This is a genomic window from Xanthomonas cissicola (assembly GCF_008801575.1).
Classification (GTDB): Bacteria; Pseudomonadota; Gammaproteobacteria; order Xanthomonadales; family Xanthomonadaceae; genus Xanthomonas; species Xanthomonas cissicola.
The window spans coordinates 23,655-49,740 of record NZ_VZPL01000020.1 but is presented as its reverse complement, the minus strand read 5'-3'; the positions used below and the strand labels follow the sequence as shown (position 1 = coordinate 49,740).

The following is a 26,086-nucleotide window of genomic DNA, read 5'->3' as shown; positions in this document are numbered from 1 at the left end:
TGGCAGGCATTGCCCACCTGTCGCCCGGGCCGCGCTCACAGCGTCGGCGTGAACCGCAAACCCACCCAATAGGTGGTGGGCACCGAATAACTGTCCTTGAGCAGATTCTGCCCGGGGCCGGTCACGCTGGTGATGCGGCTGTGGGTGATATTGCTGACCTGGCCGATCACGCTCAACTGCTTGCTCACCGCATAGGTGGCGGTGAAATCCAGTTGCGAACGCGACGACCAATACAGGTCCTGCCAATCGATGTTGCTGACGATGGAACGCAGCGCCTTGCCTTGCCGGTTGTAGGCCGCGCGCAGTTCCAGCCCGCCGGCGTTGTAGAACAGCGTTGCGTTGGCGGTGTAATCGGGCTGACCGACCAGATTGTCGAGCTTGCGTTCGCGCTGGGTCAGGCTGCTGCCGCTGCCGACGCTGTAAGGCACATCCAGGCTGCCATCGAGCAATGCGAGGTTTGCGCTGAAACCGACGCCACTCAACCACGGCGCGATCGGCCCCAATGTGTTGACGATGCCGTTGAACTCTACACCGCGGATACGCGCCTTGGCGGCATTGGCCGGTGTGCTGATCAACGCATTCGCATACGTGGTGCCGTCGAAGGTGAAGCTATCGGTGCGCGAGAGCGTAAAGATCTCGTCCTGGATATGTTTGTCGAAGACGGCAGCGGACGCGAACGCACCGAAATCCCCGGGAAGGCGCCATTCCAGCGATAGATCCAGGTTGTTGGACACACGCGGCTTGATGTCTGGGTTGCCGATGGTGACGGTGACGCCCTGCGCGTTCGGGTTGCCGGCGTCTGTCGTATTGACGAAGCCGATGGAGGTACGCGCCGCATAGGCATCGTACGGCGGGCGGCCCAACGTGCGGCTTGCACCGGCGCGCAGATCCAGCGCATCGGTCAGGTGATAGGTCATCACCGCCGACGGCAGTAGGTAGTCGTAGTCCGCACTGGTCGGGTTATCGACGTACACGTAGTGATTGGTTGCCGCATCCAGCTGCCGTTGGCGGCCCACCGTGTCGAGCTTGGTGCTGTCGAAATGCACACCGGCCTGCACATTCAAACGATCGCTGCGATAGCTGATCAAGCCATAGCTACCGAAGGTCTTTTCGGTATGCGTGAAATTATCCTGATTGCTGAAGGCCTGCTGGTCGGTGCTGTTGAACGCGCTCAACGGCGTGGCCGCCAGCACGCGATTGGCCTTGTTCGGATCGATGCTCAGCAGGTTCAAACCGGCATAGCGCATCGGCGCCCTGCCGGTGCCCACCACGTCGGCCAGGCCGAACGCCGGCGCCGTCGTATTGGGCTGATACTCGACGCGATAGATCTCGTAGGACGGCTTGTCGGTGGTATACGACACGCCTGCCGCAAAACCGATGCCTTGATCGCTTTCGCCTTGGTTGAAACCGTAATCGAGCCGACCGGTCAGGATGCGATCGGACGCGGTGCGCTGATAGTCCGGGCGCCAGTACGACAGGGTGTAATTGTCGAGATTGTCATATGCCTGCGGCGACACGCCGAACCGTTGATCGAAGCCGGAGGTGTCGTAATTGAACGCATAGTTGGGCGTGGCATTGACGGTTACGCCACTGCCGGTCTGGCCCACCGGCACCGGTGCCGGGCGCGTGATGCCGGTGGCGTACTTGATCATGCGAATCGGCTCGTCGTAGGTCGCGTCCGACCACGCTCCGCGTGCGGAAAACTGTTGGCGATCGGTAGGCCGCCAGATGGTTCCCAGCTGCGCAACCTTGGTACGCGTGGTGACGACCTGGTTTGAATAGCCCACCTCGATGTCGCCACCGGGATAACTGCCGGACGTTGCGGTTTGATTGAAGACACGGCCACGGTTGCGCGGATCGATGATGACCTCGTTGCGCTCCATGTCGTCCTTGAAATAGTAGTAGCCGGCCATCGCGTAAGCTTCGAGCGCCGCGCTGGGCCGCATCTCGAACTTGCCGGTGAGGCCATAACGGTCGCGCTGATCCTGCACGTACCAATATTTATCTTGCTGCGGCACCGCCCAGCCATTGCCGAGACTGTCGCCGGTCTGCAAGACACCGCTGTTGTCGTAGAACCCGTAGTGCACCGTGTCGGTGGTCATATGGGTTTCGGTGTAGCTGCTCAGCGTTTGATAGTTGGCAGACACGGTGACACCGTATTGCTGCTCGCTACCGAAGGTGCGGCTGCCGGTGGCGTTGAGGCGATAGCCAGGATCGTCCTGATCGCGCGGCTTGCCCACATCGTTGGCGTGGCCTAGCGCCGCCTCGGCGCTGAAGAACGGCTTGCCGCCGTTTTCGAAGGCGCTGCGGGTTTTCAGGTTGATCGCACCGCCGGTGGCGTTGGGATCCAGGTCGGGGGTGAAGGTCTTGACCACCTGCAATTCGCTGACCATCGAGGCCGGCAACAGGTCCAGGCGCACGCCGCGCGTGATCGAACCGAGCGTGCCGTTCGGTGTGCCGGGCGAGGCGATGGTGAGCCCGTCGATGGTGACGTTGTTGTACGAGGGCCCCAGGCCACGCAATACCGGCGTGGCTGCTTCATCGCGCGGATGCTCGTTATCGGTGGCAGGCAGGACGGACAAGCCAGGCACGCGCCGCAATGCCTCGACGATGGTGCTGTCGGGCAAGGCACGCACGTCGGTGGCGCTGATCACATCGGTGATATTGGTCGCCGCGCGCTTGCTTTCCACCGCAGCCGCGTTGGCGCGACGCACGCCGGTGACCTGCATGGCATCGAGGGTCATTACGCCGCTTTCAGGCGCGTCTGCGGCGGGCGCCCCGCGGCCGTCTGCATCATTGCGCGAGGTTGTGGAGGCGGTGTTGGAGGGATGCTCTGCCACCGACGCCGTCTCTGTGGGACGCTGACTCTCATTGGATGACGCCGTGTCCGGGCGTATTGGTGACGCAAGACCCACGGCGTCGGATGACACGCCGACGGTTTGCGCCTGCACTGCAGGCGAGCATGCGGCAATGGCCACGGCGAGAACGGACAGGTGCATACGGTACGGATCGAAGCGCTGCATGGAATCCCGTGAGTTGCGCAGCACTAACGCTGCGCCGATGAGAAAGCACGCCACCGTAGAGCGTAAAAATGACCTTCGCGTGTCGCCTGCGTCGCAGCGAAAAGACAATGCGCAGCGATGTCGCGGCATGCGAAGCAAGCGCTCAGCGGCTACCGGGAAACGTCGCAAGCGCCCTGCAAAAGCCCCTCTCCCTGCGGGAGAGGGGTTGGGATGAGGGTACGGGCGAAACCACTCATGCCACGCCAACTACACGAGACTTCGCTCGTACCCTCATCCGCCCCTAGCGGGGCACCTTCTCCCGACGGGAGAAGGGCGAACGCGTCACCTTACGGCTGCACCACCGTCATCGTGGCTGGCGTGCTGCGCCCCACACCACGCAGCTCCGGCCGGTACATGTCTTCCACCAGCGATGGCGGCACCGTGTAGGTACCCGGCGTGACGGCACGCACCAGGTAATACACCTGCGCCTTGCCGCCAGATGACAGCGCAAGCGCGGCCACATAGCGGTCGTCGCGGAACTCTTCGTGCTTGACGTCGGCGGCGCTGGACCGCTCGCTGATGCCGATGCCGTCCACCACCACATCGGCCCACTGCTTGGCATCGCCGAGATTGAAATTCTCGATTTCCAGGCCGGCCGGCAACAGGTCGGTGAGCAAGGCGTCGGGCATGCTGCTGTTGGCAGTGATGCTGACGCGCACGATCAACGCTTCGCCTTCCTTGAGTGGGCGCGGGGTCCACGGCTTGCCGTCGGTGGTGTACCAGCTGCGCTCCACGCTGAGATTACGCGTATCCGGTTCCGGTGCGCTGCGCGGAATGCCGGCCACTTCCAGACTGGCGTACATCGGCGCCTCGCCTTGTGGTGCGAACTGCACACCGCGTGCCAGGGCGGCACTGTCGAAGCTACGCCCAAACAGACGTGCAGGTGCAATCTGCTGCACCTGGTCGCCCACCGTCAAGGTACCGGACACCTGCTTGCCCTGCCCGACCATCAAGGCCTTGCCCAACCGCGCAAGCGCCACTTGCTCCTGCGTGCTCAGCCATAGCCAGCCGGTCGCGCGACGCGCATCCAGGGCGCGGCCCAGGGCCACCGCGCGGGTGTCGTACTCGGGCTTGGACAACCCGCGTTCGTGCAGCAACGCCATCATCAAGGCATCGTCCCGGATCGCGCTGCCGTAATCGCCGAAGTACGGCGGACGCTCGCTGCTGTCCTTGGCAAACCCGGCCTTGATCGCCGCTTCGCCACGCTTGGTATCGCCCTGCAGCGACAAGGCAATGCCCAGATGGACCAACGACAGGCCCGTCAGCGCTTTGTCGCGCTGGTTGTCGTACAGCGCGCGCAGCGTACCCAGCGGCGCGCGGTTGACGCGTGCCAGCACGTACCCGGACCAAGCCTGATTGGCGAACTTCAAGTTGTCGCGACGGTCCTGCCCGTAAAACTCGTTGCCACCGGACAACAGATCTTCGCTCAGGCGATTGAGCGCCTTTTGCAACACGTTGTCGGGCACCGCAAAACCGGCGTCCTTGGCGTCGAGCAGGAATTCGGCAATGTATGGGCTCAGGCCCGGATTGACGTAGCCATCGTCGCCCCACATCGAAAAATGCCCGCTGGCGATCTGCATCGACGCCAAACGCCCGAACGCGCCTTCCATGCGCTCGCGGCGCTTGGCCGGCTCCAGCCCCTTGGTGCCGAGCGCCCTGGCGGTGGCATCGTCGAGCAGCAGCGCTGCATAGCCCTTGCTGGTGGTCTGCTCGGCGCAGCCGTACGGATACTCCAATGCACCCTGCAATGCGCTGGCGAACGGAATCGGCGGCAACGCGCTGACCACCATGCGTGCGGTCACCGAGCCGGCCATCAGGCCATCGGCAAATCCGCTGTCCAGGGTGATCGGCGCCAGCGGATCGAGCACGCGGGTCTGCGCACGCAACACCTGCGGCCAGCCGGCGCGCACCGGCAACTCGTAGCTGCGGTCGGCCTTGAATCCGTTGCCGTCCACGCGCACGCGCACCTTGGCCACGCTATAGCCTTCGGTAGCGCTCAGCGGGAAACTCAGCGTCTGCTTGGCGTCCACGCCGAGCTTGACGCTGCGCGACGCTTCGCCGAGGGCGAGCGGGCCAATGCCCTCCACACGCACGTTGAACTCGCCCGGCTTGCCGGTGAAGTTCTGCACGTCCAGCGTCACCGTACTGCGGTCGCCCGGGGCCATCACGCGCGGCATGCTGGCTTCGGCCAGGATCGGCGCACGCACGATGGTTTCCATGTCGCGATTGCCGTAACGCGTGTCCGAGTACACCAGCGCCGACACACGCAAGGTGCCGTTGAAATCCGGCACCGGCAGTTGCACGCGCGCGTTGCCTCGGGCGTCGAGTTTCACCGAGCCGGAAAACAGGTCAACCGTCTGCACGCGCGCGGTCGGGCGCTTGGCCTGCGGCAGGGCTTCCAGCGCCATGTCGCCGCCGAACTTGAGCTTGCCGCTGGCGCCTTCGAAACTCTCGATCACCCGCCCATAGATGTCGTACGCATCGGTCCCCAGACGACGCTGCGCGAAGAACTGCGCGTTGGCATCGGGCACTGGGAAACGGGTGATGTTGAGGATGCCCACGTCCACTGCCGAAATGGTCACGTGCGCGGCCTTGCCTGCCAACTCGGGCACGCTCACCGTCACCGGCAGGGGCTGCTCGGGGCGCATCTGCTTGGGTGCGGACACGCCCACCGCCACCCGCCGCGCCTTGCGGTCCATGGGCACAAAAGCCACACCCACCGCACGTGCCGGGGTGATCTTGCTGGGCGCACTGCCGCCGCGGAAGACCAGTGCGGTGACATACACATCGTGGCGCTCCCACGCCTCGGTCACCGGAATCTCGAAGCTGCTGCACGGCTTGACGTCGATGTCCTGCACGTACAGCAGCTTGTCGCTTTCCACCAGCAGCACGCCCTTGCCGGCATGCGGCGGGGTCAGCGTGACGGTGAGCGTATCGCCGGCGCGGTAGCCGGTCTTGTCCAGCGCCAGCTTGACCTTGTCCGGGCGCGCATCCAGGCCACGGTTTTCATCGTTCCAGCTCCAGCCGGCGCGGAACGGGTAACGCGTGGTCAGCCCGCTCGCCGGGTCGAAGACGTCCAGGCGGTATTCGCCCCATTCCACCGGGAAATCGATCTTGGCATTGACGCTGCCCACATCGAGCGTGCGCGTGTCCTTGTTTTCGAAGCGCCGGGTGAAGTCGTAATCCCAGTGATTGTCGGTGTAGTTCCAGTGGTAGTCGCGCAGCTCTCGCACCAACGTGACCTTCAGGCCCTTTGCCGGCTGCGGCTTGCCATCGGCATCCACGCGGGTGACTTCGAAGCGCGCCGTCCCATTGGCATCGGCGCCGTCTCCGTCGTCGAACAACGGCCGCACGCCGACCAGGGCCTTGGCCGGCCACAGCACGCGCTTGAGGGTGCGGGTGACCGTGCGCCCGCCGGTTTCGTACACGCTGCCGGAGACGACCGCGGCAATCGTGCTGACCGGCTTGGCCTCGTCCGGCAATGCGATGTCTTCGCGCAGGATGCCGTCGCCACCGAACTCGGTGTCGATCACGTCCTTGGCTTCGCGCGGCAGCTCCAGCGTGGGGTCGCCGAAGAACCAGCCGGGCAGCGTTTCAAGCGGATGCTGCTCGACGCTGACTGCCAGCTTGGCGGTGAAAAGGTTGCCAGCGGCCGGTGCGCCGTACAGATACGCGGCATTGGCCACCAGCTTGAACGGCTGGCCGGCGCTCAAGATCTTTTGCGTGCCGTCCAGGTCCAGCTTCATGCGCTCGGGCAGGAACTCTTCCACGCGCACGGTCATGCCCTGCACGGCGTCCTTGCTGGCCGGATCGGTGCGGAATTCGACCTGCCAGCGGCCGGTCGGCGCATCGGCCGGAATCTGCTGGGCGAATTCGAAATAGCCCTGCTCGCCCGGCGGCAGTTTGGTCTCGCGGAAGGTCTTGCCGTCCGGCTGCTTCAGGCGCAGGAACACCGGTTGCGGCTTGGTCGGTTTGCCGTCGTTGTCGCGCAGGATCGCCGACACCCGCATGGTTTCGCCGGGGCGATACAGATCGCGACCGGCCCAGGCGAACACATCGAACCACGCGCCCTGGCGCCCGGCCACGGCGAACTCGCTCAGATCCAATGCCGGCTGGTTGAACGGCAGCAGCGAAATGTCGGTCTTGCTGCGTGCGGTCAGCACATGGCCGGCGTCGAGCGTGTAGTTGAGCAGCGCATTGCCGTTGCCGTCGGTCGCACCTTTCAGGAACAACTCGCCCTTGGCGTCGAGGATGCGCAGCTCCACGTTCTTGATCGGCTCGCCGCTCTGCAACGAGGCGGTGTGGACGAACAACTTGTCCTTGTAGGCGCGCGTATGCAGGCCGATGTCGCTGACGGTAAAGAACGCGGTGTCGAATTCGTTTTCGAAACTGCCGGCGCGCTTCATCACCGCGAAATACAGACCCGGTTCCTGCAGCTCCTTGATGTCCTGCGTCGGCAGGTAGGTCAGCACGCGCTCGTTCTGCTTGCCGCCAAGAATGAAGCGATTGACGTACACCGGGTCGGCCAGTTGGGACAACGGCTGGTTACCGCTGTACTCGCTCTCCAGATCCCAGCTGCCGCGGCGCCCGCCACGCTGGAACTGCTGGAAGAACGCCGGCAGCGATTTTTCGCGCACGCGCAGGAACTCGACATCCACCTCCGGCACGTTCACCGACACCATCGGCAGGCCACGGCTCTCGCGCGCCGGCAGCACGCTGCCCTGCGAAGCGAACCCGGCCACCGGCTTGAGTTCGCCGGTGTAGACCTTCTGCTTGAGCGGCTTGCCCAGGCGGCTGCCGTCGGCGGCCAGCAGGTTGGCGTCGACCAGTACCGTGTAGTCCTTGGCCGCTTCGACGTACGGGTAGCGCAGCGTCTTGCCGTCCTCGGACAGTGTCCAGCTGCTGTCGCCCGTGCCGACCTTTTCTTCGAAGCGCACCAGCGCATCGAAATCCTGCGTACCGACCAGCGGCCGCGAGAATTCCAGTGCCAGCGACAGGCCGTCGCTGGTCTGGTCGGGATAGGCACGCGCCAGCGCGAAACCGGTGATGGCCTGCTTGTCGGCCTTGATCGCCTCCCCGCTTGCTGCGGGCAGCTGACCGCTTTCGTTGCGCTTGCACGCCACCGCGCCGATTGCCACGGCCAGCAACACCGCCCACAGCAACATCCGCCGTGTGCCCGACCGCATCATCCGTGATCCCTGGCTGTCCATTCGTGCTACTCGCAATGTGAGAACGCAAGTATAGCGACGCCGCGCATCTGGCTGATGGCGCCAAAGCGACGACCTGGCTGCTTGCCGATGGGCGGCAAGCGTGCGCTGCTGGCGAGCGTTGCGATGGCAAACTGGCGGTGAGCGCATGATTGGTAACCGCGCTTGGAGCGACTGCCGAACCACGTCATGCCGCCTAGTGCAGACAGCTGGGCTGAGACTTGGCTGCAGGGCCCTTGCGCGCCCGCCATCGCAGGACACGCTGCAAGTACGTCCATGTAAGCTTCGTGGCGGCATCCAGGCCGCCCAGGGTCCCGCGACGGTGAGCGGGCAAGGACCAATGACGATTGGCCGGTGTCTCTGAGAGCAGTGCTCAAAGCGCTTTTTTGATCGCCCCTCGCTCGTTCTGTCGTCGCGTCCATCGAATGCCAAACAATCGATCCGCGACAGCACGCTAGCCGAGTCGAAATGACCCGCTTTCAGTTGGTCGCCAGCTGACTGTCTGGCGCGGTGACCTCGCCGATTGCGGGACAGTTGGCGGCATGGATGCCGCCATCGGGCCTCCAAGGCTGGATTCACGGCGTGTCCCGCAAGCGGTGAGGGCATCGCGCTGTCGACCAACCAGGCTTTTGACTAGCTCACAAAGAGCTGCAAAAAAAGCACTCGCCGCGGGGCACAGGCATTGACGACATTTGTTCCCCGCTATCAGGGCAACTCCAGCAACGCACGCATGTACAGTTCGATCAGCGCCGGCTTATCCACGCGCAGACAGGCCTGCACATTGGGCGCACCAGCGCCTTCGCGGGTATAGCCTTGCGCATCCACGTCCAGATGCAGCGGCGTGGTCGGGCACAGCGCCGGGCGTAGCAGCCAGGCCACCGGCACTACGTCGAACAATGTGGGCGTGGCACTGGCCCAGGGCTGGTCGGTGTTGCGCCACTGGTAGTACAGCTGCGTCAGCGCATCGGTCAGTCCGTCACCGTGCGCGAACAAGGCCACGCGCTCGGGCTCTTCCAGCGTGATCTGCGTGGCATCCAGCGGCAACAACACGATCGGCACACCAGATGAGAACACGCGCTGCGCTGCCGGCACGTCGGCCAGGATGTTGTACTCCGGCACCGGCGTACTGGCCGGACGATACGCAGACTTGCCATAGCCCACCCGCACAGATCCGCCCATCGCCAGCACACGCTTGAGCTTGGCAAAGCCGGCCGGGTCGCGTTGTTGCGCCAGCGCCGCATCGGTCATCGGCCCCAGCACCAGCAAGGTGACCTCGCCCGGATGCTGGCGCGCCTGCTGCAGGATCATCGCGGCCGCATCAGGCAGTGCCGCCGGTACCTGTCCCTTGGCCGCCCAGCCTGCCTGGCTAATCGCAATGCTGCTGGTGGTACGCGCACCCACCGCCAGCGGGATCTCGCTGCGCCCGGCCTGCTGCAACAACCGCTGCAGCAACTGCACGCGCAACGTGGTGTCGCCCCATGCCGATGCGATGCCCAGCACCTGCAACTGCGGACGACGCAGCAGCAATCCCAACGCGAACGCATCGTCGATATCGTCGCCGATGTCGGTGGAGACCACCACTTTCTCGGTCTGCACCGATGCCGGCGTGGATGGCACGGCCGCGACGGACTGCTGCGCCCAGGCGGCAGTGGACACGCACCACATCGCTACCAATCCCCACGCGCGCTGCCAGGTCCGCCGCATCTGCCCACTCCTGCTGCCATAAAAAAAACCGCCGGCATGATCGCCGGCGGTTCGATAGTGCTACACCAAAGCGCCGATCAGAAGTTGGCGCGGAACTGCGCACCCACGATGCGCGGGTCGTTGATGAAGCCGGTGAGGTTGTTGAAGTCGATCGCACCGGTCACACGGATCTGGTTGGTGCAGTTGCGGCAGAACACCGACAACTCGTACGCACCCGCGCCCCAGTTGTAGCCGATCTTGGCGCCACCTTCGACCAGCGGCTGGCCGGTGAATTCCTTGGAGTCGTACAGGAAGAAGTTCACCTCGCTGCGGTACGACCAGTCGGTGTAGAAGAACAGCTCGCCGTCGTTGCCCATCGGAATGCCGTAACGCAGGGTGGCGTTGGCCATCCACTTCGCCGCCTGCGGCAAATCGTTGCCGTCGATCACTGCGCGGCCGGCCGCATTGATCGGGTCGGTGACGGTGCAGGTGCGGCAGATGCCCACCGACAGATTCGGGTCGTCGATGCGGGTCCAGTTGTAGGCGCCGCCTGCGGTAACGCGCAGGTTCTGGGTCAGCAAGGCTTCGAAATCGAACTCCGCACCGCGGGCCTTGGTCTTGTCGGCGTTGAGCAGACGTACGTCGTTGGACGCACCACCCACCGCCGTGAGCTGCTGGTTCTTCACCCGGAAATCGTAGATATCGAAGCTCAAGCGCGCGCGGTTGTCGAACAGGTCCGACTTGATGCCGAGCTCGAACGAATCCACCGTCTCCGGCTCGGCCACGGTCAGCGGCGCGGTGCCCGACGGCACGCCGAAGCTGGCGCCGCGGAAACCGCGTGCGGCACGTGCATACACATTGACGTCGTCGTTGATGGAGAAGGTTGCCGCCAGATCGCCGGTGACCTTGGAGTTGTCGGTCTGCCCGCTGGACGGTTCGACCAGGGTGACGCGGTCCAGCGCCAGCACGTCGAATGTCTTCTTGTCGTAGGTATAGCGGATACCGGCGCGCAGGTTCAAACGGTCGGTGGCCGCGTAGTTCAACGAGCTGAACGCCGCCCAGGAGGTATTGCGCTGGCGGGTCAGTTGGTAGCTGGCCAGATCGCCGCCGCTGAGGGTGTTGTAGGTGTAATTTTCGCCTTCCACATCGTCATGGAAGTAGTACAGGCCGGCCTGCCAATTGAGCGGGCCGTCGTACTGCGATTCGGCGCGCACTTCCTGGCTGTACTGATCCAGGCTCTTGATGCCGCCGGCGGTTTCCACCGGGAACGGAATCACGCCCGGGCCCGACGGCGGTGCGAACACCGCACCGAAGCCACCGTCGATATCGCCACGGCTGTAGTACTTGCCGATGCCTTCGTATGCGGTGATCGAGTGCAGCGCGATGTCGCCCAGATCCCAGCTCAGGTTGGCGCTGCCGCCGTAGGTCTGCAGTTCCTGGCGGTTGGCGCCGTCGATGAAGGACTTTTCCGCATCGAAGCCATCCACCAGCTGATTGGTACCGGGCTGGATGATGTTGGCGCGGAACAGGCGCGCGGTGCCGTCCAGATGGCGCGCATGCGCATTGAACAACGCGCTGAAGTCGTCGCTGGCCTGGTACAGCAGCTGCAGGCGCACGGCCGAATCGGTATAGCCTTCCAGATCGCGGCCGTCGCGGTTTTCCACCCAGTCGTCGCGGCGCTGGCCCAGCGTGGACAGACGCGCCGCCCAATGGTCGCCCATCGCGATGCTCAGGCCGCTTTCCAGGGTCATGGTGCCGTAGGTGCCGTAGGACAGGCTGGCGTAGCCGTCATTGGCGCCGATGGTCGGCTTGACCGAATTGAACTTGACCACGCCTGCCGGCGTGTTGCGGCCGAACAGCGTGCCTTGCGGGCCGCGCAGCACTTCCAGGCCTTCCAGATCGAAGATCGGGAAGCCCTTCAGGAACGCGTTTTCCTGCACCACGTCGTCATAGATCAACGATACCGGCTGCGAGGCGTAGGTGTTGAAGTCGGTATTGCCGTAGCCGCGGATGTACACGCGCGGGAACACACGGCCGTTGGACGATTCGATGTTCAGGCTGGGCGCCTTGCCGGCCAGCACGCGGATGTCCGAACCGCTGGTGGAGATGGCATCCAGGAATTCCGGACGCAACACCGATGCCGATACCGGCACGTCCTTGGAGTCTTCCGAACGCCGCTCGACCGTGACCTTGACCGCATCCAGACGCACGACGCCGTCGTCGCTGGGCGTCTGCTGGGCAACAGCATGGAGCGGAAGAAGGGAAACGACGGCAACGGCAAGCGCGCTGATCTTGAGCGACCGGCTGGCGGACATGGGAAGAACTCCGGATTCTGGTGGCGGGGCGGCCCGGCCTGCGTGCCGCAGCGCAACAGAATTAACACGATTTACACAAATATGGCAGAGCGCGTGCGAAAAAGTTTCTGGAATTCGAAAACATGTTCGAATTAATGCAACGCAGTCTTGCGATTTATACGACGGCACGTGGAAGCTCCGTTAGCAGCGCTGGCCATATCCCCCTTTACAGGCTTATCCAACCTCGGCAACAGGCGCCGACACCCTGACCCAACCCTCCATCAACACCCGCGCACTGCGACTCATCAGCGCCTTGGTCACCTGCCACTGGCCCTCGACCAGCTGCGCCTGCGCGCCGACCCGCAAGGTGCCGGACGGATGCCCGAATCGCACCGCCGAGCGCGCCGCACCGCCGGCAGCCAGATTGACCAGCGTGCCGGGCACGGCCGCAGCGGTGCCGATCGCAACTGCTGCAGTGCCCATCATCGCGTGATGCAATTTGCCCATCGACATCGCACGCACCAGCAGATCGATTTCTGCCGCGTGCACCGGCTTGCGGCTGGACGCGGTGTAGTCGGCCGGCGGTGCCACGAAGGCGACCTTGGGCGTGTGTTGCCGCGTCGCGGCGTCTTCCACCTTCGCAATCAGACCCATCCGCACCGCACCGTGCGCGCGCAATGTCTCGAACATGGTCAAGGCGCGCGGGTCGCCATTGATGGCGTCCTGCAGCTCGGTCCCGGTGTAACCCAGGTCGCGCGCGTTGACGAAGATGGTGGGAATGCCCGCATTGATCAGCGTGGCATCGAGCGTGCCCAGCCCGGGAATCTCCAGTTGATCGATGACGTTGCCGGTGGGAAACATCGCCCCGCCGTCGCCTTCGGCATCGTCGGCCGGGTCGAGAAATTCCAGCTGCACTTCCGCCGCCGGAAAGGTCACCCCATCCAGTTCAAAGTCGCCGGTCTCCTGCACCAGCCCACCGGTCATCGGCACATGCGCCACGATGGTCTTGCCGATATTGGCCTGCCAGATCCGCACCGTGGCCACACCATCGCGTGGCACGCGTGCGGGATCGATCAAGCCACTGGCGATGGCGAATGGCCCCACCGCCGCCGACAGATTGCCGCAGTTACCGCTCCAATCCACGAACGCGCTATCGATGGACACCTGCCCGAACAGGTAGTCCACATCATGCCCATCGCGCGTGCTGGCCGACACGATCACGCTCTTGCTGGTGCTCGATGTGGCCCCGCCCATGCCATCGATCTGCTTGGCATACGGATCCGGACTGCCGATCACCCGCAACAACAACGCATCGCGTGCAGCCCCCGGCTGCTGCGCGGCGGTCGGCAGATCCTGCAGACGGAAAAACACGCCTTTGCTGGTGCCCCCGCGCATGTAGGTGGCGGGGATGCGGAGTTGGGGAAGATGCGGCATGGAACCTCGGTTAGCTCACTGGATGGAGTCGCAGCAAAGGGGATATCGATTGCAGCAGTGCAAGCGCTCAGCACCACGCGTGCGTTATGCAGTTCATTGTGCTTCGCTCATCCATGCGGGGAGGTCGCGCTGCATCTGCAGCACACGCCAGATCACAATGCTGGTATCACGCTCAACGTAGAAAAGTAGGTAGGGAAATCCGTTGAGCGGCCACACGCGCACATCCTGCAGCTTCACATCACCGCATAGCGACTTGGACCAGCGCTAGGATGCTGCACGAGCATGTCGACCGCCGATTCCAGTGCGTCAACAAACGCCAGTTCGACCTCCAGCCCCGCCTGTTCGCCGTACCACGCGGCTGCGGCCTCAACATCGCGCAGCGCCAACGGACGCCAGTGCGCAGGCTTCACTGCTCGCCGGCACGCGCGTTGGCACGCGCTCGCATCGCGTTGAAGAAGCCGGCGTCGGCCGCCACTGCCGGTCCGGAGTTCGCTCCACCAAGCAACACACCACGCAGCTGTTCGATATCGCGTTGCTTGCGAATCAACTCACGTAAGTACTCGCTGCTGGAACCGTAAGCATGCTCCGCCACCTGCTGATCGACGAAATGCTTGAGCTCGTCAGGCAAAGAAATGTTCATGGTGGCCATACCGCCTCCGGATGGCAAAGATTGCCAAAGTGTGCGCGCCCCGTTCGGCAGGTGCAAGCCGACTGGGGCGTTTCAATCAGCGCTCTCAGGCAGCCGAGGCTTCCAGAAAATCCTGCGCAAACCGCTGCAACACGCCACCGGCTTCGTAAATCGACACTTCCTCTGCAGTATCCAGTCGGCAGGTCACCGGCACCTGCAGCTGCTCGCCATCACGCCGATGGATCGACAACGTCAGCGTGGCGCCAGGCGTGCGCTCACCCACCACGTCGAAAGTCTCGCTGCCATCGATGCCCAAGGTCCTGCGGTCGGTGCCCGGCTTGAACTCCAGCGGCAGCACGCCCATGCCGATCAAGTTGGTACGGTGAATCCGCTCGAAGCCTTCGGCGACAATCACTTCCACACCGGCAAGCCGCACACCCTTGGCTGCCCAGTCGCGCGACGAGCCCTGCCCGTAATCGGCGCCGGCAATGATGATCAACGGCTGCTTGCGCGTCATATAGGTTTCGATCGCCTCCCACATGCGCAGCACCTGGCCCTCCGGCTCCAGCCGGGCCAGCGAGCCGGCTTTGATCTGCCCATCGACCACCGCCATTTCGTTGATCAACTTGGGGTTGGCAAACGTCGCACGCTGGGCGGTGAGGTGGTCGCCGCGATGGGTGGCGTAGGAATTGAAGTCCTCCTCCGGCACGCCCATTTGCGCCAGATATTGCCCGGCGGCACTGCCGGCCATGATCGCGTTCGACGGCGACAGGTGATCGGTGGTGATGTTGTCGCCCAGCACGGCCAACGGGCGCATGCCGCGCAGCGTGCGCGCGCCGGCCAACGCGCCTTCCCAGTACGGCGGGCGCCGAATATACGTGCTGGCCGGGCGCCACTCGTACAACGGGTTCACGCTGATCCCCTGCCCCGCGCTGCGCTTGAACATCGGGTCGTACACGCTGCGGAAGTGTTCCGGCTTGACGCTGCGCGCCACCACTGCGTCGATCTCGGCATCGCTCGGCCACAGATCCTTGAGCGTGACCGGCACGCCGTCGGCGTCGATGCCCAACACATCCTTCTCGATATCGAAGCGCACGGTGCCGGCAATGGCATAGGCAATCACCAGCGGCGGCGAAGCAAGAAACGCCTGCTTGGCATACGGATGAATGCGCCCATCGAAATTGCGGTTGCCCGACAGCACCGCCGTGGCATACAGATCGCGATCGATGATTTCCTGCTGGATCGCAGGATCCAGCGCCCCGCTCATGCCATTGCAGGTGGTGCAGGCAAACGCCACGATGCCGAAGCCCAATTGTTCCAGCTCGCTCAGTAAACCGGCTTCTTCCAGGTACAGTTGCACTGCCTTGGATCCCGGCGCCAGCGAGCTTTTCACCCACGGCTTGCGGGTCAAGCCACGCGCATTGGCATTGCGCGCCAGCAAACCGGCAGCGATCACGTTGCGCGGGTTCGAGGTATTGGTGCACGAGGTGATCGCTGCGATGATTACTGCGCCATCGGGCATCTTCCCCGGCACCTGCTCCCACGCACCGGCAATGCCACGATCCGCCAGTGCGGTGGTGGCCACGCGTTTGTGCGGATTGGACGGCCCGGCCATGTTGCGCACCACGCTCGCCAGATCGAACTGCAGCACGCGCTCGTACTGCGCGGTGGCCAGATCGTCTGCCCATAGGCCGGTATGCCGCGCATAGGTCTCCACCAATGCGACCTGCGCATCGTCGCGACCAGTGAGCCGCAGGTAGTCGATGGTCTGCTGGTCGATATAGAACATCGCCGCCGTCGCACCGAATTCCGGCGTCATGTTGGAAATGGTCGCGCGGTCGCCGACGGTCAGCGCCCGCGCACCATCCCCGTAAAACTCGAGATACGCCCCAGCCACGCGTTGCGCGCGCAGGAATTCGGTCAATGCCAGCACGATGTCGGTGGCGATGATGCCAGGCGCCGGCCGGCCGGTCAATTCCACGCCGATGATGTCCGGCAGGCGCATCCACGAGGCGCGGCCCAGCATCACGTTCTCCGCTTCCAACCCGCCGACGCCCACCGCGATCACGCCCAGCGCATCCACATGCGGCGTGTGGCTGTCGGTGCCCACACAGGTATCCGGGAACGCCACGCCATCGAGCGTGTAGATCACTGGCGACATCTTCTCCAAATTGATCTGATGCATGATCCCGTTGCCTGGCGGAATCACTTCCATGTTCTCGAACGCACGCTTGGTCCATTCGATGAAGTGGAAGCGATCGGCGTTGCGGCGATCTTCCACGCTGCGATTCTTGGCGAACGCCTGCTTGTCGAAGCCGGCGTATTCCACTGCCAGCGAGTGATCCACGATCAACTGCACCGGCACCACCGGATTGACTTGTGCCGGGTCGCCGCCCTGCTCGGCAATGGCATCGCGCAAGCCGGCAAGATCGACCAATGCGGTCTGGCCCAGGATGTCGTGACACACCACACGTGCCGGAAACCACGGGAAATCCAGCTCGCGCTTGCGCTCGATCAACTGCCGCAGGTACGCCTCCAGCAGTTGCGGCTCTGCACGCCGCACCAGGTTCTCGGCATGCACGCGTGCGGTGTACGGCAAGGTCGCATACGCACCGGGCTGCAGCGCATCGACGGCAGCGCGTGCATCGAAGTAATCCAACGAGGTGCCCGGCAAGGGCTTGCGGTACTGGCTATTCATGGCTGGCGATATCGAAGCGGGCGGGGGTTTTTGCGGTTGCGCCCTTCTCCCGCAAGCGGGAGAAGGCGCCCGAAGGGCGGATGAGGGCCAATGCCCCCACGCTCTTAGCTGCGCTGATCCAGCGGCACGAACACCTGATCTTCCGGCCCGGTGTAATTGGCCGAGGGGCGAATGATCTTGCCGTCCACGCGCTGCTCGATGATGTGCGCGCTCCAGCCGGCTGTGCGCGCCAGCACGAACAAGGGGGTGAACATCGCTGTCGGCACGCCCATCATGTGGTAGCTCACCGCACTGAACCAATCCAGGTTCGGGAACATCTTCTTGATGTCCCACATCACGCTCTCCAAACGCTCGGCGATGTCGTACATCTTGCGGCTGCCCTGTTCATCGGACAGCTCGCGCGCCACCTCCTTGATCACCTTGTTGCGCGGATCCGATACCGTGTACACAGGGTGCCCAAAGCCAATCACCACTTCCTTGCGTTCCACGCGCGCCTTGATATCGGCTTCTGCTTCGTCCGGGGTGTCGTAGCGCTTCTGCACTTCGAACGCCACTTCGTTGGCGCCGCCATGCTTGGGCCCACGCAGCGCACCGATGCCACCGGCGATGGCGCTGTACATATCGCTGCCGGTCCCGGCAATCACGCGGCTCGCAAAGGTGGACGCATTGAATTCGTGCTCGGCATACAGGATCAGGCTGGTATGCATCGCACGCACCCACGAATCCTTGGGCGCGAAACCATGCAGCAGGTGCAGGAAATGCCCGCCGATGGAATCGTCCTCGGTCTCTACCTCGATGCGCTTGCCGTTGTGGCTGTAGTGATACCAGTACAGCAGCATCGAACCGAGCGAGGCCATCAGCTTGTCGGCGATGTCGCGCGCACCAGGGTGGTTATGGTCGTCTTTTTCCGGCTGTAGGCAGCCCAGCACCGACACGCCGGTGCGCATCACGTCCATCGGATGCGCCGACGGAGGCAACTGTTCCAGCGCGGTTTTGACCGCAGCCGGAACGCCGCGCAGCGAGCGCAGCTTAGCCTTGTAACCGCGCAGCTCGCCGCGGTTGGGCAGCTTCCCGTGCACCAGCAGATACGCAATCTCTTCGAACTCGCTGGTGGTGGCCAGATCGAGAATGTCGTAACCGCGGTAATGCAGATCGTTGCCGCTGCGCCCCACCGTGCACAGGGCCGTGTTACCGGCAGCAGTGCCGGACAAGGCGACGGACTTTTTCGGCTTGAAACCAGAAGTGGCAGTGTCGTTCATGCGATGAGCTCCCAAACTGTGTGGTGTCGCGGTATGGCGTGCGAGGTGGCAATGAAGATGATCAGCAACGCGTCATCATGCGCCTTTGCGCGCAAACAACGCGTCCAGCCGCTGCTCGTACTCGTGATAGCCGATGCGTTCGTACAGCTCTTCGCGCGTCTGCATGCTGTCCAGCACGCCCTGCTGATGACCGTCGCGCCGAATCGCCGTATAAACCGCCTCAGCCGCCTTGTTGGCGGCGCGAAATGCCGACAGCGGAAACAGCTGGATCGCCACGCCGGCTTGCGCCAGCTGGTCGCGCGTAAACAGCGGGGTCTTGCCGAACTCGGTGATGTTGGCCAGCACCGGCACGCGCACTGCATCGACAAAACGCTTGTAGGTATCCAGGTCGTAGGCGGCTTCGGCGAAGATGCCGTCCGCACCCGCTTCCACGCAGGCGATGGCGCGTTCGATCGCCGCCTCCACGCCTTCCATCTGGATTGCGTCGGTACGCGCAATCAGGAAGAACGCCGCATCGGTCTTGGCATCGGCTGCGGCCTTGACCCGATCCGCCATCTCGCCCTGGCTCACGATTTCCTTGCCCGGCCGGTGACCGCAGCGCTTGGCACCAACCTGGTCTTCGATATGGCAACCGCCCGCGCCCGCCTTGATCAGCGACTTGATGGTGCGCTCGATGTTGAATGCGCTCGGGCCAAAACCGGTGTCCACATCCACCAACAGCGGCAGCTCGCACACGTCGGTGATACGGCGCACGTCGATCAGCACGTCTTCCAGCGTGTTGATGCCCAGATCCGGCAACCCCAGCGACCCGGCCGCCACGCCGCCGCCTGACAGATAAATCGCCTGATAGCCTGCGCGCTGCGCCAGCAGCGCATGGTTGGCATTGATCGCGCCGATTACCTGCAACGGCGATTCGGCAGCCAGTGCGGCGCGAAACCGCGTGCCGGCAGAGGGAGCGGACGAGAACGTCATGGCGGTTCCTTGGATGGGATGACCGTGCAGGCGCAAACACCATGCCAATTGTAACTCGTTGATTTTCATACCGCCCAGGGCATCGATTGTTGCAAAATTGCAACGGCTGATTCACCCTGAAACACTCTTGAAACGCGACAACGTCATGCGCAGCCCTACCCTTCCGGAAACCGCGGACGCTTCCTTGCCCTTCATCTGGACCGTCAGCGTCTCGCGCCTGACCGGCCTGCTGGCCGATGTCATCCCCGAGTTCGACCAGCGCGCACGCATCGAGCAGATCAACCTCGGCTTTGCCGAAGCGGTCGAGGTCATCGGCCAGCGGCTGCGACGCGAGCGCTGCGACGCGCTGGTGGCGGGCGGATCCAATGCAGCGTACCTGCGCAGCCGGCTCGCGCTGCCCTTCGCGCCCATCCAGGCCACCGGGTTCGATCTGATGGAAGCGCTGGCGCGGGCGCGCCGCATTGCGCCGCGCATCGGCGTGGTCACCCATGCCACCGATGTGCCGTCGTTTCACGCCTTCCAGCACAGCTTCGACCTGGAGATCGAACACCGCCGTTTCGTCACCGCCGAAGACGCACGCGACTGCATCGCCGATCTGCGCGCCAGCGGCATCCAGGTCATTGTCGGCACCGGCATGGCGATCGACTTCGCCGAGCAGGCCGGGCTGCCTGGCGTGCTGCTGTATTCGGCCGATTCGGTGCGTCATGCGCTGGAACAGGCCATCACGCTGGGCACTGCTCCAGGCACGGATCGCGTTGCCGGCCGTACCGCCACGCGCCGCGCACGACGGGCCGACGCCCTGCTGGGCGACGACAGCGCAATGCTGCACGTGCGCGAGTTGGTGCAACTGTACGCACCGCATGCCGGCACCGTGTTGATCAGCGGCGAAACCGGCACCGGCAAAGAACTGGTCGCACGACAACTGCATGCCGGCAGTCGCCGCCGCGGCCGTTTCGTGGCGATCAATTGTGGCGCCATCAGCGAATCGTTGCTGGAGGCGGAACTGTTCGGCTACAGCGACGGCGCCTTCACCGGAGCCCGCCGCGGCGGCCACACCGGCCTGATCGAAACCGCGCAGGACGGCACGCTATTCCTCGACGAAATTGGCGAGTTACCGATGCCGTTGCAAACGCGGCTATTGCGCGTATTGGAAGAGCGCGAAGTGCTGCGTGTCGGCGCAACCATGCCCGTCGCGATCGACGTGCGCGTGGTCGCCGCCAGCCTGCAGGAACTGCAGCAGTTGGTCGAACAAGGCCGCTTCCGCCGCGACCTGTTCTATCGCCTTGCCGCGCTGCGCATTGCACTACCGCCGTTGCGAGACCGCCACCACGACATCGCCCTATTGCTTGCGCATTATTTCCAGCAACTCGGCAGCATTCCATCGCCGTTGTCGCCATCTGCATTGCAACGCCTCCAGCAACACCCCTGGCCCGGCAACGTGCGCGAACTGCGCAACCTGGTCGAACGCCTGTGCATTCACTGGAAAGCCCAAGCGCACGACAGCCTGAGCCTGGAGCAACTCGAACGCTGGGCGCCGGAATTATTCGATACGCCTGCCGACAACCGCGGCGCACCACGTGAGCGTGCCGATTTAGCGACCTCTCGCCTGCAGCTCACTGCCAGTGCAGTCCGCGTCGCGCTCGACCGCGCCAACGGCAACCGCGCCCTTGCCGCGCAAGCGCTCGGCGTCTCGCGCACCACGCTGTGGCGCTGGATGCAGGCGCAGACGGCGGCGCGTGCATAGGGCAAGCGCGAACTTACACGACTGGTCAGGCGACGCATGCATGCACGACTTCCACACTCAGGCGCGGTAAGTGAAGACATGGTATGCGCACTCAGCGCATGGATGCGCAGCCCACGCTCATCGCCGTATGCGCCGCAATCCAAACGACATGAGGCAGCTATCTGGCGAATCGATCACCTCGCCTATCGCAGCGCCGCACGCCCATCGCATGCCGTTGACCAAGCGTCTCGCCGTCACTTCACCCGCATGTATTCGGTATCGCCCGTGCTCAGCTTGCCGGTCGCCTCATCGATCGCGTAGTTGACAGTGCCGACCCCGTTGGACACCTGCAGCACCCCCTTGGTCAGCAGCGCCGGATGATTGCGCGTCTTGACGCCATTGCCGAACAGTTCCGGCTGGGTGTCGCGAATGATGAAACTTTCGCCATTGTGCTCGATGCTCAGCACGTGCTTTTCCGACTTCACATCGACCCACTTGCCCACGTACTGCTCGCCCACATCGCGGGCACAGCCAGCCAGCAACGCCATCGCAACCAGAGCACTTCCAAGCGGCGCCTTCATCGCTACACCTTCTTCAACGCGGGGCATCGAAGGATGGCAAGTCCTTGCTGAGCCCGCAACAAGCAGACACAAGCGATTGACTAAGCCATCGGCGGCTTGAACATACCGTTGCCCACCAGCAATGACGAACACCGGATCGTCTAGAAAGCCAACGATGGCATCGTGCTGATCGCCCAACTGCGTTGTCACGACGCATAGCGTCGGCAATTGCGGTCAGCCAGGTTCGTCCATTGCAACGCCATGCATTCAACATGGTTGATCGCGTCTGCGGCCTACCACCTGATGAGGTGGCCGATAGAGAAGGCTTTGCAGGATGGCGGAAGACAACAAAAAACCGGCGCATGGCCGGCTTTTTTCTTCGCGTCGAAACCCATGGAATGCCTGGATTTCAATGGTGGGCGGTACAGGGTTCGAACCTGTGACCCTTGCCGTGTGAAGGCAATGCTCTACCGCTGAGCTAACCGCCCGGTGACTCGAGCCGCACATTATAGGGCAGCGGCGGCAGTCGTCAACAATTGTTTACTTGCCCTCTTGCACGCCAGCGAGATGGCACCTCCATCGCACCGGTCTGCCGCGATGACCTAGCGGCTCCACCGCAAGCCTCGCTGCCGTCTTGCCGCGCCGCTGCCGCTTACATCGTATGCGTCGGCTTGTCCGAGGTGGTCAATCCGGCCAGCAGCGTCTCGATCTTGTTGCGCACCGCCTCGCCTTCCGGGCCGTCGGGGAACTGCACGCCGATGCCGGCGGCGCGGTTGCCCTGTGCGCCGGCAGGCGTGGTCCAGATGACCTTGCCGGCGACCGGCAGACGCTCGCTGGAGTCCGGCAGGGTCAGCAGCAGGAAGACTTCATCGCCCAACATGTAGCGCTTGGGCGTGGGCACGAACATGCCGCCGCCTTTCACGAACGGCATGTAGGCGCTGTAGAGCGCTGGCTTGTCTTTCAACGCCAGCGACAAAATGCCTTGGCGTGCATTCATTGCACTCATCGAGTTCCCCTAGAACGTGGCTGGCGCTCTCCCTCGCGCCAGGACAGCAACAATTCCGTCACCGCCAGGTCGGCGCGGACGGTGGTGCGCAGCAGATCGCGGGTGCGGTTGGCAGCGTCGAACCAGGTCGCAAGCTTGTGCAACCGCGATGGATCGGTCAAGCCGGCCGATGCCTGTGCCAATGCCAGATCGGCGGCATGGCGCAGGCGCTGGTCGGCCTGGCCATCGTTGGTCCAACGCTGCGCGACATCGACTGCGCCGGCGCGTCCATTGGCGATCTGCTCCAGATCCTGCGCAACCGCACGCCGGACGGCCAGGCCATCTTCGCGCAACCACTGCGCAGCCAGACCGGGGTGGCCGCGCGCGGCGTCCAGCGCTTCCTGTGCGGCGCGCTCGCTCACACCTTGCGAGAGCAACCAGGCCAGCGCCTCGTGCGCAGGCGGCAACTTGAATTCCAGGCGCTGACAGCGGCTGCGGATGGTCGCCGGCAGACGCGCTGGCTGCGCGCTGATCAACCACAGGTAGCGCCCCGGCGACGGCTCTTCCAGGGTCTTGAGCAAGGCATTGCAGGCCGAGCGATTGATCGCATCGGCCGGGTCGACGATCACGACCTGGGCAATGCCGTACTGCGGGGTCAGCGCGAGCTTCTGCGAAATCTCGCGCACCTGCTCGATGACGATCTCGGTACGCAGCTTGTCGCCGGTGCGATTGGGAATGAACGAGACCAGTTGCAGGTCCGGGTGGGTACCGGCGGCAATCAGCTGGCGCGTGCGCTGCGCCAGTGCCGGGTCTGGCGAGCTGGCCAGGACGTGCTCGGCCAGGGCCAGGGCGACGGCACGCTTGCCCAGACCTTCCGGGCCGCAGATCAGCAACCCATGTCCAAGGCGCCCCGCATCCAGTGCAGCCACGGTCTGGTCGAAGGCGCGCTGCTGCCAGGGCGAAAATGCGGCGGTCATGGCATAGGCTCCGTCTGCGGCGTGCTCGGCAGCCGGCGGCGCTGCAGATAGCGCGCCACCGCTGCGTTATGTTCGGCCAACGTGGCCGAGAACGCGTGCGCCCCGGTGCCATCGCCCACCGCCACGAAATACAGCGCCTCGCCGGGCGCCGGCCGCACCGCCGCCAGCAGCGCCTCGCGGCCCGGCATGGCGATCGGCGTCGGCGTCAGGCCGGTACGGGTGTAGGTGTTGTACGGCGTATCGGTGGTCAGGTCGCGGCGACGGATATTGCCGTCGTAGCTGCTGCCGATGCCGTAGATCACGGTGGGGTCGGTCTGCAGCTTCATGCCCAGCTGCAAGCGGCGCAGGAACACCCCGGCGATGAGCGGGCGCTCGGAGGCCAGGGCCGTTTCTTTTTCGATGATCGAGGCCAGGATCAATGCCTGCTCCGGCGAGGCGAGTGGCAGGTTCGGGGCGCGCTGCTCCCAGGCCTGCGCCAATGCCTTGTCCATGGCCGCATGCGCGCGCTTGAGTACATCGATATCGCTGTCGCCACGCTGGTACACATAGGTTTCCGGCAGGAAGCGCCCTTCCGGATGCTGCCTGGCAACTCCCAGCCGGGCCATCAGTGCCGCATCGTCCAGCGCATCGATGGAATGTTGCAGCGGCGTGGCGGTCGCCAGTGCGGCGCGCAGCTGACGGAAATTCCAGCCTTCCACGATCGTGAAGCGGTACTGGATCACCCTCCCCTGGCGCATGCGCGTCAGCAGTTCGCGCGGCGACAGCGCTGGCGACAGCGCGTACTCGCCCACCTTGAGCTTGCCGGCCGCATCGACCTGGCGCGCCAGCAGCTGCCATTCCAGCTCGGTACCCTGCGCCAGGCCGGCAGCGCGCAGCTTGCGCAATGTAGCCTTGAGCGAATCGCCGGGCGCAATCACCACGCTGGGCGCGCTCGCAGGCACGGGGGTATCGGCGAAGTGCAGGTAATGCCGCCACGCCACCACGGCGGCAATCGCCAGCAGCGCTACGAGCAGCACTACCGTACCCAGCACGGCCAGACATCCGCGTTTGCCAGTCACCGCCACACCCACCTCGTCATTGCCCCTGCGCCGCGCAGGATACCGCGCGCCGGTGATGTCCCGTTGAAGCGCTCATGTCTGCTCGATCGCACGCAACACGCCACGCGCCTTGGCGCGGGTTTCATCCAGCTCGCGCTGCGGATCCGAATCCACCACGATCCCGGCACCGGTGCGGAAATGCACATGGTGACCGGCCACCTCGGCGGTGCGGATCAGGATATTCAGATCCATGTCGCCATCACGATTGAGCCAGCCGAATGCACCGGTATAGGCCCCGCGCGCAGTTTGTTCGAGCTCGGCGATGACCTGCATGCAGCGCACCTTCGGGCAACCGGTAATGGTGCCACCGGGAAACACCGCGGCAATCACCTCACCGGGCGTTACCCCGGCGCGCAGACGCCCGCGCACGTTGCTGACGATGTGATGCACATGCGCATAGCTCTCCACGCACATCAACTCGTCCACCTCCACGGTGCCCGGCGCGCAGATGCGGCCCAGGTCGTTGCGCTCCAGATCGATCAGCATCACGTGCTCGGCGCGCTCCTTCGGATGCCCGACCAGCTCCCGGATACGTGCGGCATCGTCGTCCCCGGCAAACCGCGCGCGGGTGCCGGCGATCGGGCGCGTCTGCACCACATCGCCCTGTACCGAGACCAGCCGCTCTGGCGAGGAACTGGCCACTGCACGCCCGGCGGCAACGAACAGGCCGGCAAACGGCGCCGGATTGGCCGCACGCAGGCGCGCATGCAACGCGGCCGGATCGACCACCGCAGCGAATGCCGCGTGCCAGGCGCGCGAGATATTGGCCTGGAAGACATCGCCGACACGCAGGTAATCGAGCACGCGCTCCACTGCCCCGGTAAAACGCTCGGGGGCCTCTTCGTCCACCGCAAGCGGCCCGACCCAGGCAGGCAGCGGCGGCAGTGCGGCGCAGGCAGCAAGGTCGTCGCCGATCTGCTGCAACAACTCCTCGCGGCCCGGCTCTGCCAGCGCCACACAGCGCCCGTGCAGGCGATCGCGCAGCACCGCTGCCGGCGCGCGCAAGGCCAGCGCGGTGGGCACGCCATCGCGGCGCGTGGGCAGTTGCAGAATCGGCTCGACCTGCGCGGCAAGTTCGTAATCCAGCAGCACCGCCCAACCGCCGCGAAACGGCCATGGGCTTGCCGCGTCGTGCGGCACGCGCTCGGCCTGCCAGGCGGCATCCAGCGCCGCCAGAAAGCCGCCCTCCAGCAACCGCCCAGCGCCATCGCGCGTACATCCGTCCGGATCCAGCCGCAGGCATGGCCCCTCTGCCAGCAGCAGCACATCCCAGCGACCATGCTCGGTGCCGGAAGCGCTGGACTCCAGCAGGGCCGGATAGCGTTGCGGTGACAGCCGATGCAGCGCCAGCAGGTCGATGTCCGCGTGCAGTGATCGGGTAAGCGTCATCGGTCCGGCATGGCGTGAGATACGGACGCACCGCTGCCGTACGCAGCACGCGCGATGAGTTGATCAACGGTTGATCGCAGGATTGAACATCAACCCGCAAGCCGGCAGTGCATGCGAC

General features: G+C 64.4%; 17 protein-coding genes and 1 tRNA gene. 1 reads left to right on the top strand and 17 read right to left on the bottom strand.

Annotated features, from left to right (window positions below; all coding sequences use genetic code 11):
- Positions 1-35: 35 nt before the first annotated feature.
- The 11 genes from F7R02_RS10825 to prpB all read right to left on the bottom strand — a co-directional run bounded on the left by F7R02_RS10825 (position 36) and on the right by prpB (position 19,237).
- The gene (locus tag F7R02_RS10825) at positions 36-3,023 is read right to left on the bottom strand and encodes a TonB-dependent receptor (protein ID WP_078590476.1); all 2,988 of its coding nucleotides are present in this window, start codon (positions 3,021-3,023) and stop codon (positions 36-38) included.
- 326 nt (positions 3,024-3,349) lie between these two features.
- On the bottom strand, positions 3,350-8,251 hold the full coding sequence (locus F7R02_RS10820) for an alpha-2-macroglobulin family protein (protein ID WP_172397265.1): 4,902 nt from the start codon (positions 8,249-8,251) through the stop codon (positions 3,350-3,352).
- A gap of 723 nt (positions 8,252-8,974) precedes the next feature.
- Entirely contained in the window at positions 8,975-9,973 is a 999-nt protein-coding gene (locus tag F7R02_RS10810; RefSeq protein WP_139371037.1) for a nucleoside hydrolase, read from the bottom strand.
- A 77-nt stretch (positions 9,974-10,050) separates the two neighbouring features.
- Positions 10,051-12,267 (bottom strand): TonB-dependent receptor, encoded by a 2,217-nt coding sequence (locus tag F7R02_RS10805; protein ID WP_078590456.1) that lies wholly within the window; start codon positions 12,265-12,267, stop codon positions 10,051-10,053.
- 213 nt (positions 12,268-12,480) lie between these two features.
- On the bottom strand, positions 12,481-13,680 hold the full coding sequence (gene prpF / locus F7R02_RS10800; RefSeq protein ID WP_078590455.1) for a 2-methylaconitate cis-trans isomerase PrpF: 1,200 nt from the start codon (positions 13,678-13,680) through the stop codon (positions 12,481-12,483).
- A gap of 93 nt (positions 13,681-13,773) precedes the next feature.
- Entirely contained in the window at positions 13,774-13,917 is a 144-nt protein-coding gene (locus F7R02_RS26340) for a hypothetical protein (RefSeq protein ID WP_157383730.1), read from the bottom strand.
- Positions 13,914-14,090, bottom strand: a complete 177-nt coding sequence (locus F7R02_RS10790) for a type II toxin-antitoxin system RelE/ParE family toxin (protein WP_016849835.1) — start codon at positions 14,088-14,090, stop codon at positions 13,914-13,916. Before F7R02_RS10790 ends, F7R02_RS26340 begins: the two co-directional genes overlap by 4 nt.
- On the bottom strand, positions 14,087-14,329 hold the full coding sequence (locus F7R02_RS10785; RefSeq protein ID WP_167521011.1) for a type II toxin-antitoxin system ParD family antitoxin: 243 nt from the start codon (positions 14,327-14,329) through the stop codon (positions 14,087-14,089). The genes F7R02_RS10790 and F7R02_RS10785 overlap by 4 nt, the downstream gene beginning before the upstream one ends.
- Before the next feature lie 85 nt (positions 14,330-14,414).
- Positions 14,415-17,006: a Fe/S-dependent 2-methylisocitrate dehydratase AcnD gene (acnD, locus tag F7R02_RS10780; protein ID WP_078590453.1), complete on the bottom strand. Its 2,592-nt coding sequence runs from the start codon at positions 17,004-17,006 to the stop codon at positions 14,415-14,417.
- A 104-nt stretch (positions 17,007-17,110) separates the two neighbouring features.
- Positions 17,111-18,265 carry a bifunctional 2-methylcitrate synthase/citrate synthase gene (prpC, locus tag F7R02_RS10775; protein ID WP_033485130.1) on the bottom strand — a complete coding sequence of 385 codons (1,155 nt, stop codon included), beginning with the start codon at positions 18,263-18,265 and terminating at the stop codon, positions 17,111-17,113.
- Positions 18,266-18,340: 75 nt separating this feature from the next.
- Positions 18,341-19,237: a methylisocitrate lyase gene (prpB, locus tag F7R02_RS10770; protein WP_005913929.1), complete on the bottom strand. Its 897-nt coding sequence runs from the start codon at positions 19,235-19,237 to the stop codon at positions 18,341-18,343.
- 127 nt (positions 19,238-19,364) lie between these two features.
- On the opposite strand from prpB, the gene prpR reads away from it, so the two are divergent.
- Positions 19,365-20,981: a propionate catabolism operon regulatory protein PrpR gene (gene prpR / locus F7R02_RS10765; RefSeq protein ID WP_139371036.1), complete on the top strand. Its 1,617-nt coding sequence runs from the start codon at positions 19,365-19,367 to the stop codon at positions 20,979-20,981.
- A gap of 233 nt (positions 20,982-21,214) precedes the next feature.
- On the opposite strand, the gene F7R02_RS10760 is transcribed toward prpR, so the two are convergent.
- The 6 genes from F7R02_RS10760 to F7R02_RS10735 all read right to left on the bottom strand — a co-directional run bounded on the left by F7R02_RS10760 (position 21,215) and on the right by F7R02_RS10735 (position 25,968).
- Positions 21,215-21,541, bottom strand: a complete 327-nt coding sequence (locus tag F7R02_RS10760; protein ID WP_033485132.1) for a hypothetical protein — start codon at positions 21,539-21,541, stop codon at positions 21,215-21,217.
- 392 nt (positions 21,542-21,933) lie between these two features.
- A tRNA-Val gene (locus F7R02_RS10755) sits at positions 21,934-22,008 on the bottom strand.
- 164 nt (positions 22,009-22,172) lie between these two features.
- Positions 22,173-22,526: a PilZ domain-containing protein gene (locus tag F7R02_RS10750; protein WP_078590452.1), complete on the bottom strand. Its 354-nt coding sequence runs from the start codon at positions 22,524-22,526 to the stop codon at positions 22,173-22,175.
- On the bottom strand, positions 22,523-23,482 hold the full coding sequence (locus F7R02_RS10745; RefSeq protein ID WP_007969013.1) for a DNA polymerase III subunit delta': 960 nt from the start codon (positions 23,480-23,482) through the stop codon (positions 22,523-22,525). Before F7R02_RS10745 ends, F7R02_RS10750 begins: the two co-directional genes overlap by 4 nt.
- A complete protein-coding gene (gene mltG, locus F7R02_RS10740; RefSeq protein WP_005928095.1) occupies positions 23,479-24,552 on the bottom strand; it encodes an endolytic transglycosylase MltG in 1,074 nt (357 codons plus the stop codon). Before mltG ends, F7R02_RS10745 begins: the two co-directional genes overlap by 4 nt.
- 60 nt (positions 24,553-24,612) lie before the next feature.
- Positions 24,613-25,968: an aminodeoxychorismate synthase component I gene (locus F7R02_RS10735; RefSeq protein WP_078590451.1), complete on the bottom strand. Its 1,356-nt coding sequence runs from the start codon at positions 25,966-25,968 to the stop codon at positions 24,613-24,615.
- Positions 25,969-26,086: the final 118 nt, after the last annotated feature.

Excerpts from the sequence above, each read along its gene's own strand:
- F7R02_RS10825 (WP_078590476.1), bottom strand. The coding sequence starts at position 3,023 with ATGCAGCGCTTCGATCCGTACCGTATGCACCTGTCCGTTCTCGCCGTG.
- F7R02_RS10820 (WP_172397265.1), bottom strand. The coding sequence starts at position 8,251 with ATGATGCGGTCGGGCACACGGCGGATGTTGCTGTGGGCGGTGTTGCTG.
- F7R02_RS10810 (WP_139371037.1), bottom strand. The coding sequence starts at position 9,973 with ATGCGGCGGACCTGGCAGCGCGCGTGGGGATTGGTAGCGATGTGGTGC.
- F7R02_RS10805 (WP_078590456.1), bottom strand. The coding sequence starts at position 12,267 with ATGTCCGCCAGCCGGTCGCTCAAGATCAGCGCGCTTGCCGTTGCCGTC.
- prpF (WP_078590455.1), bottom strand. The coding sequence starts at position 13,680 with ATGCCGCATCTTCCCCAACTCCGCATCCCCGCCACCTACATGCGCGGG.
- F7R02_RS10785 (WP_167521011.1), bottom strand. The coding sequence starts at position 14,329 with ATGGCCACCATGAACATTTCTTTGCCTGACGAGCTCAAGCATTTCGTC.
- acnD (WP_078590453.1), bottom strand. The coding sequence starts at position 17,006 with ATGAATAGCCAGTACCGCAAGCCCTTGCCGGGCACCTCGTTGGATTAC.
- prpC (WP_033485130.1), bottom strand. The coding sequence starts at position 18,265 with ATGAACGACACTGCCACTTCTGGTTTCAAGCCGAAAAAGTCCGTCGCC.
- prpB (WP_005913929.1), bottom strand. The coding sequence starts at position 19,237 with ATGACGTTCTCGTCCGCTCCCTCTGCCGGCACGCGGTTTCGCGCCGCA.
- F7R02_RS10760 (WP_033485132.1), bottom strand. The coding sequence starts at position 21,541 with ATGAAGGCGCCGCTTGGAAGTGCTCTGGTTGCGATGGCGTTGCTGGCT.
- F7R02_RS10750 (WP_078590452.1), bottom strand. The coding sequence starts at position 22,526 with ATGAGTGCAATGAATGCACGCCAAGGCATTTTGTCGCTGGCGTTGAAA.
- F7R02_RS10745 (WP_007969013.1), bottom strand. The coding sequence starts at position 23,482 with ATGACCGCCGCATTTTCGCCCTGGCAGCAGCGCGCCTTCGACCAGACC.
- F7R02_RS10735 (WP_078590451.1), bottom strand. The coding sequence starts at position 25,968 with ATGACGCTTACCCGATCACTGCACGCGGACATCGACCTGCTGGCGCTG.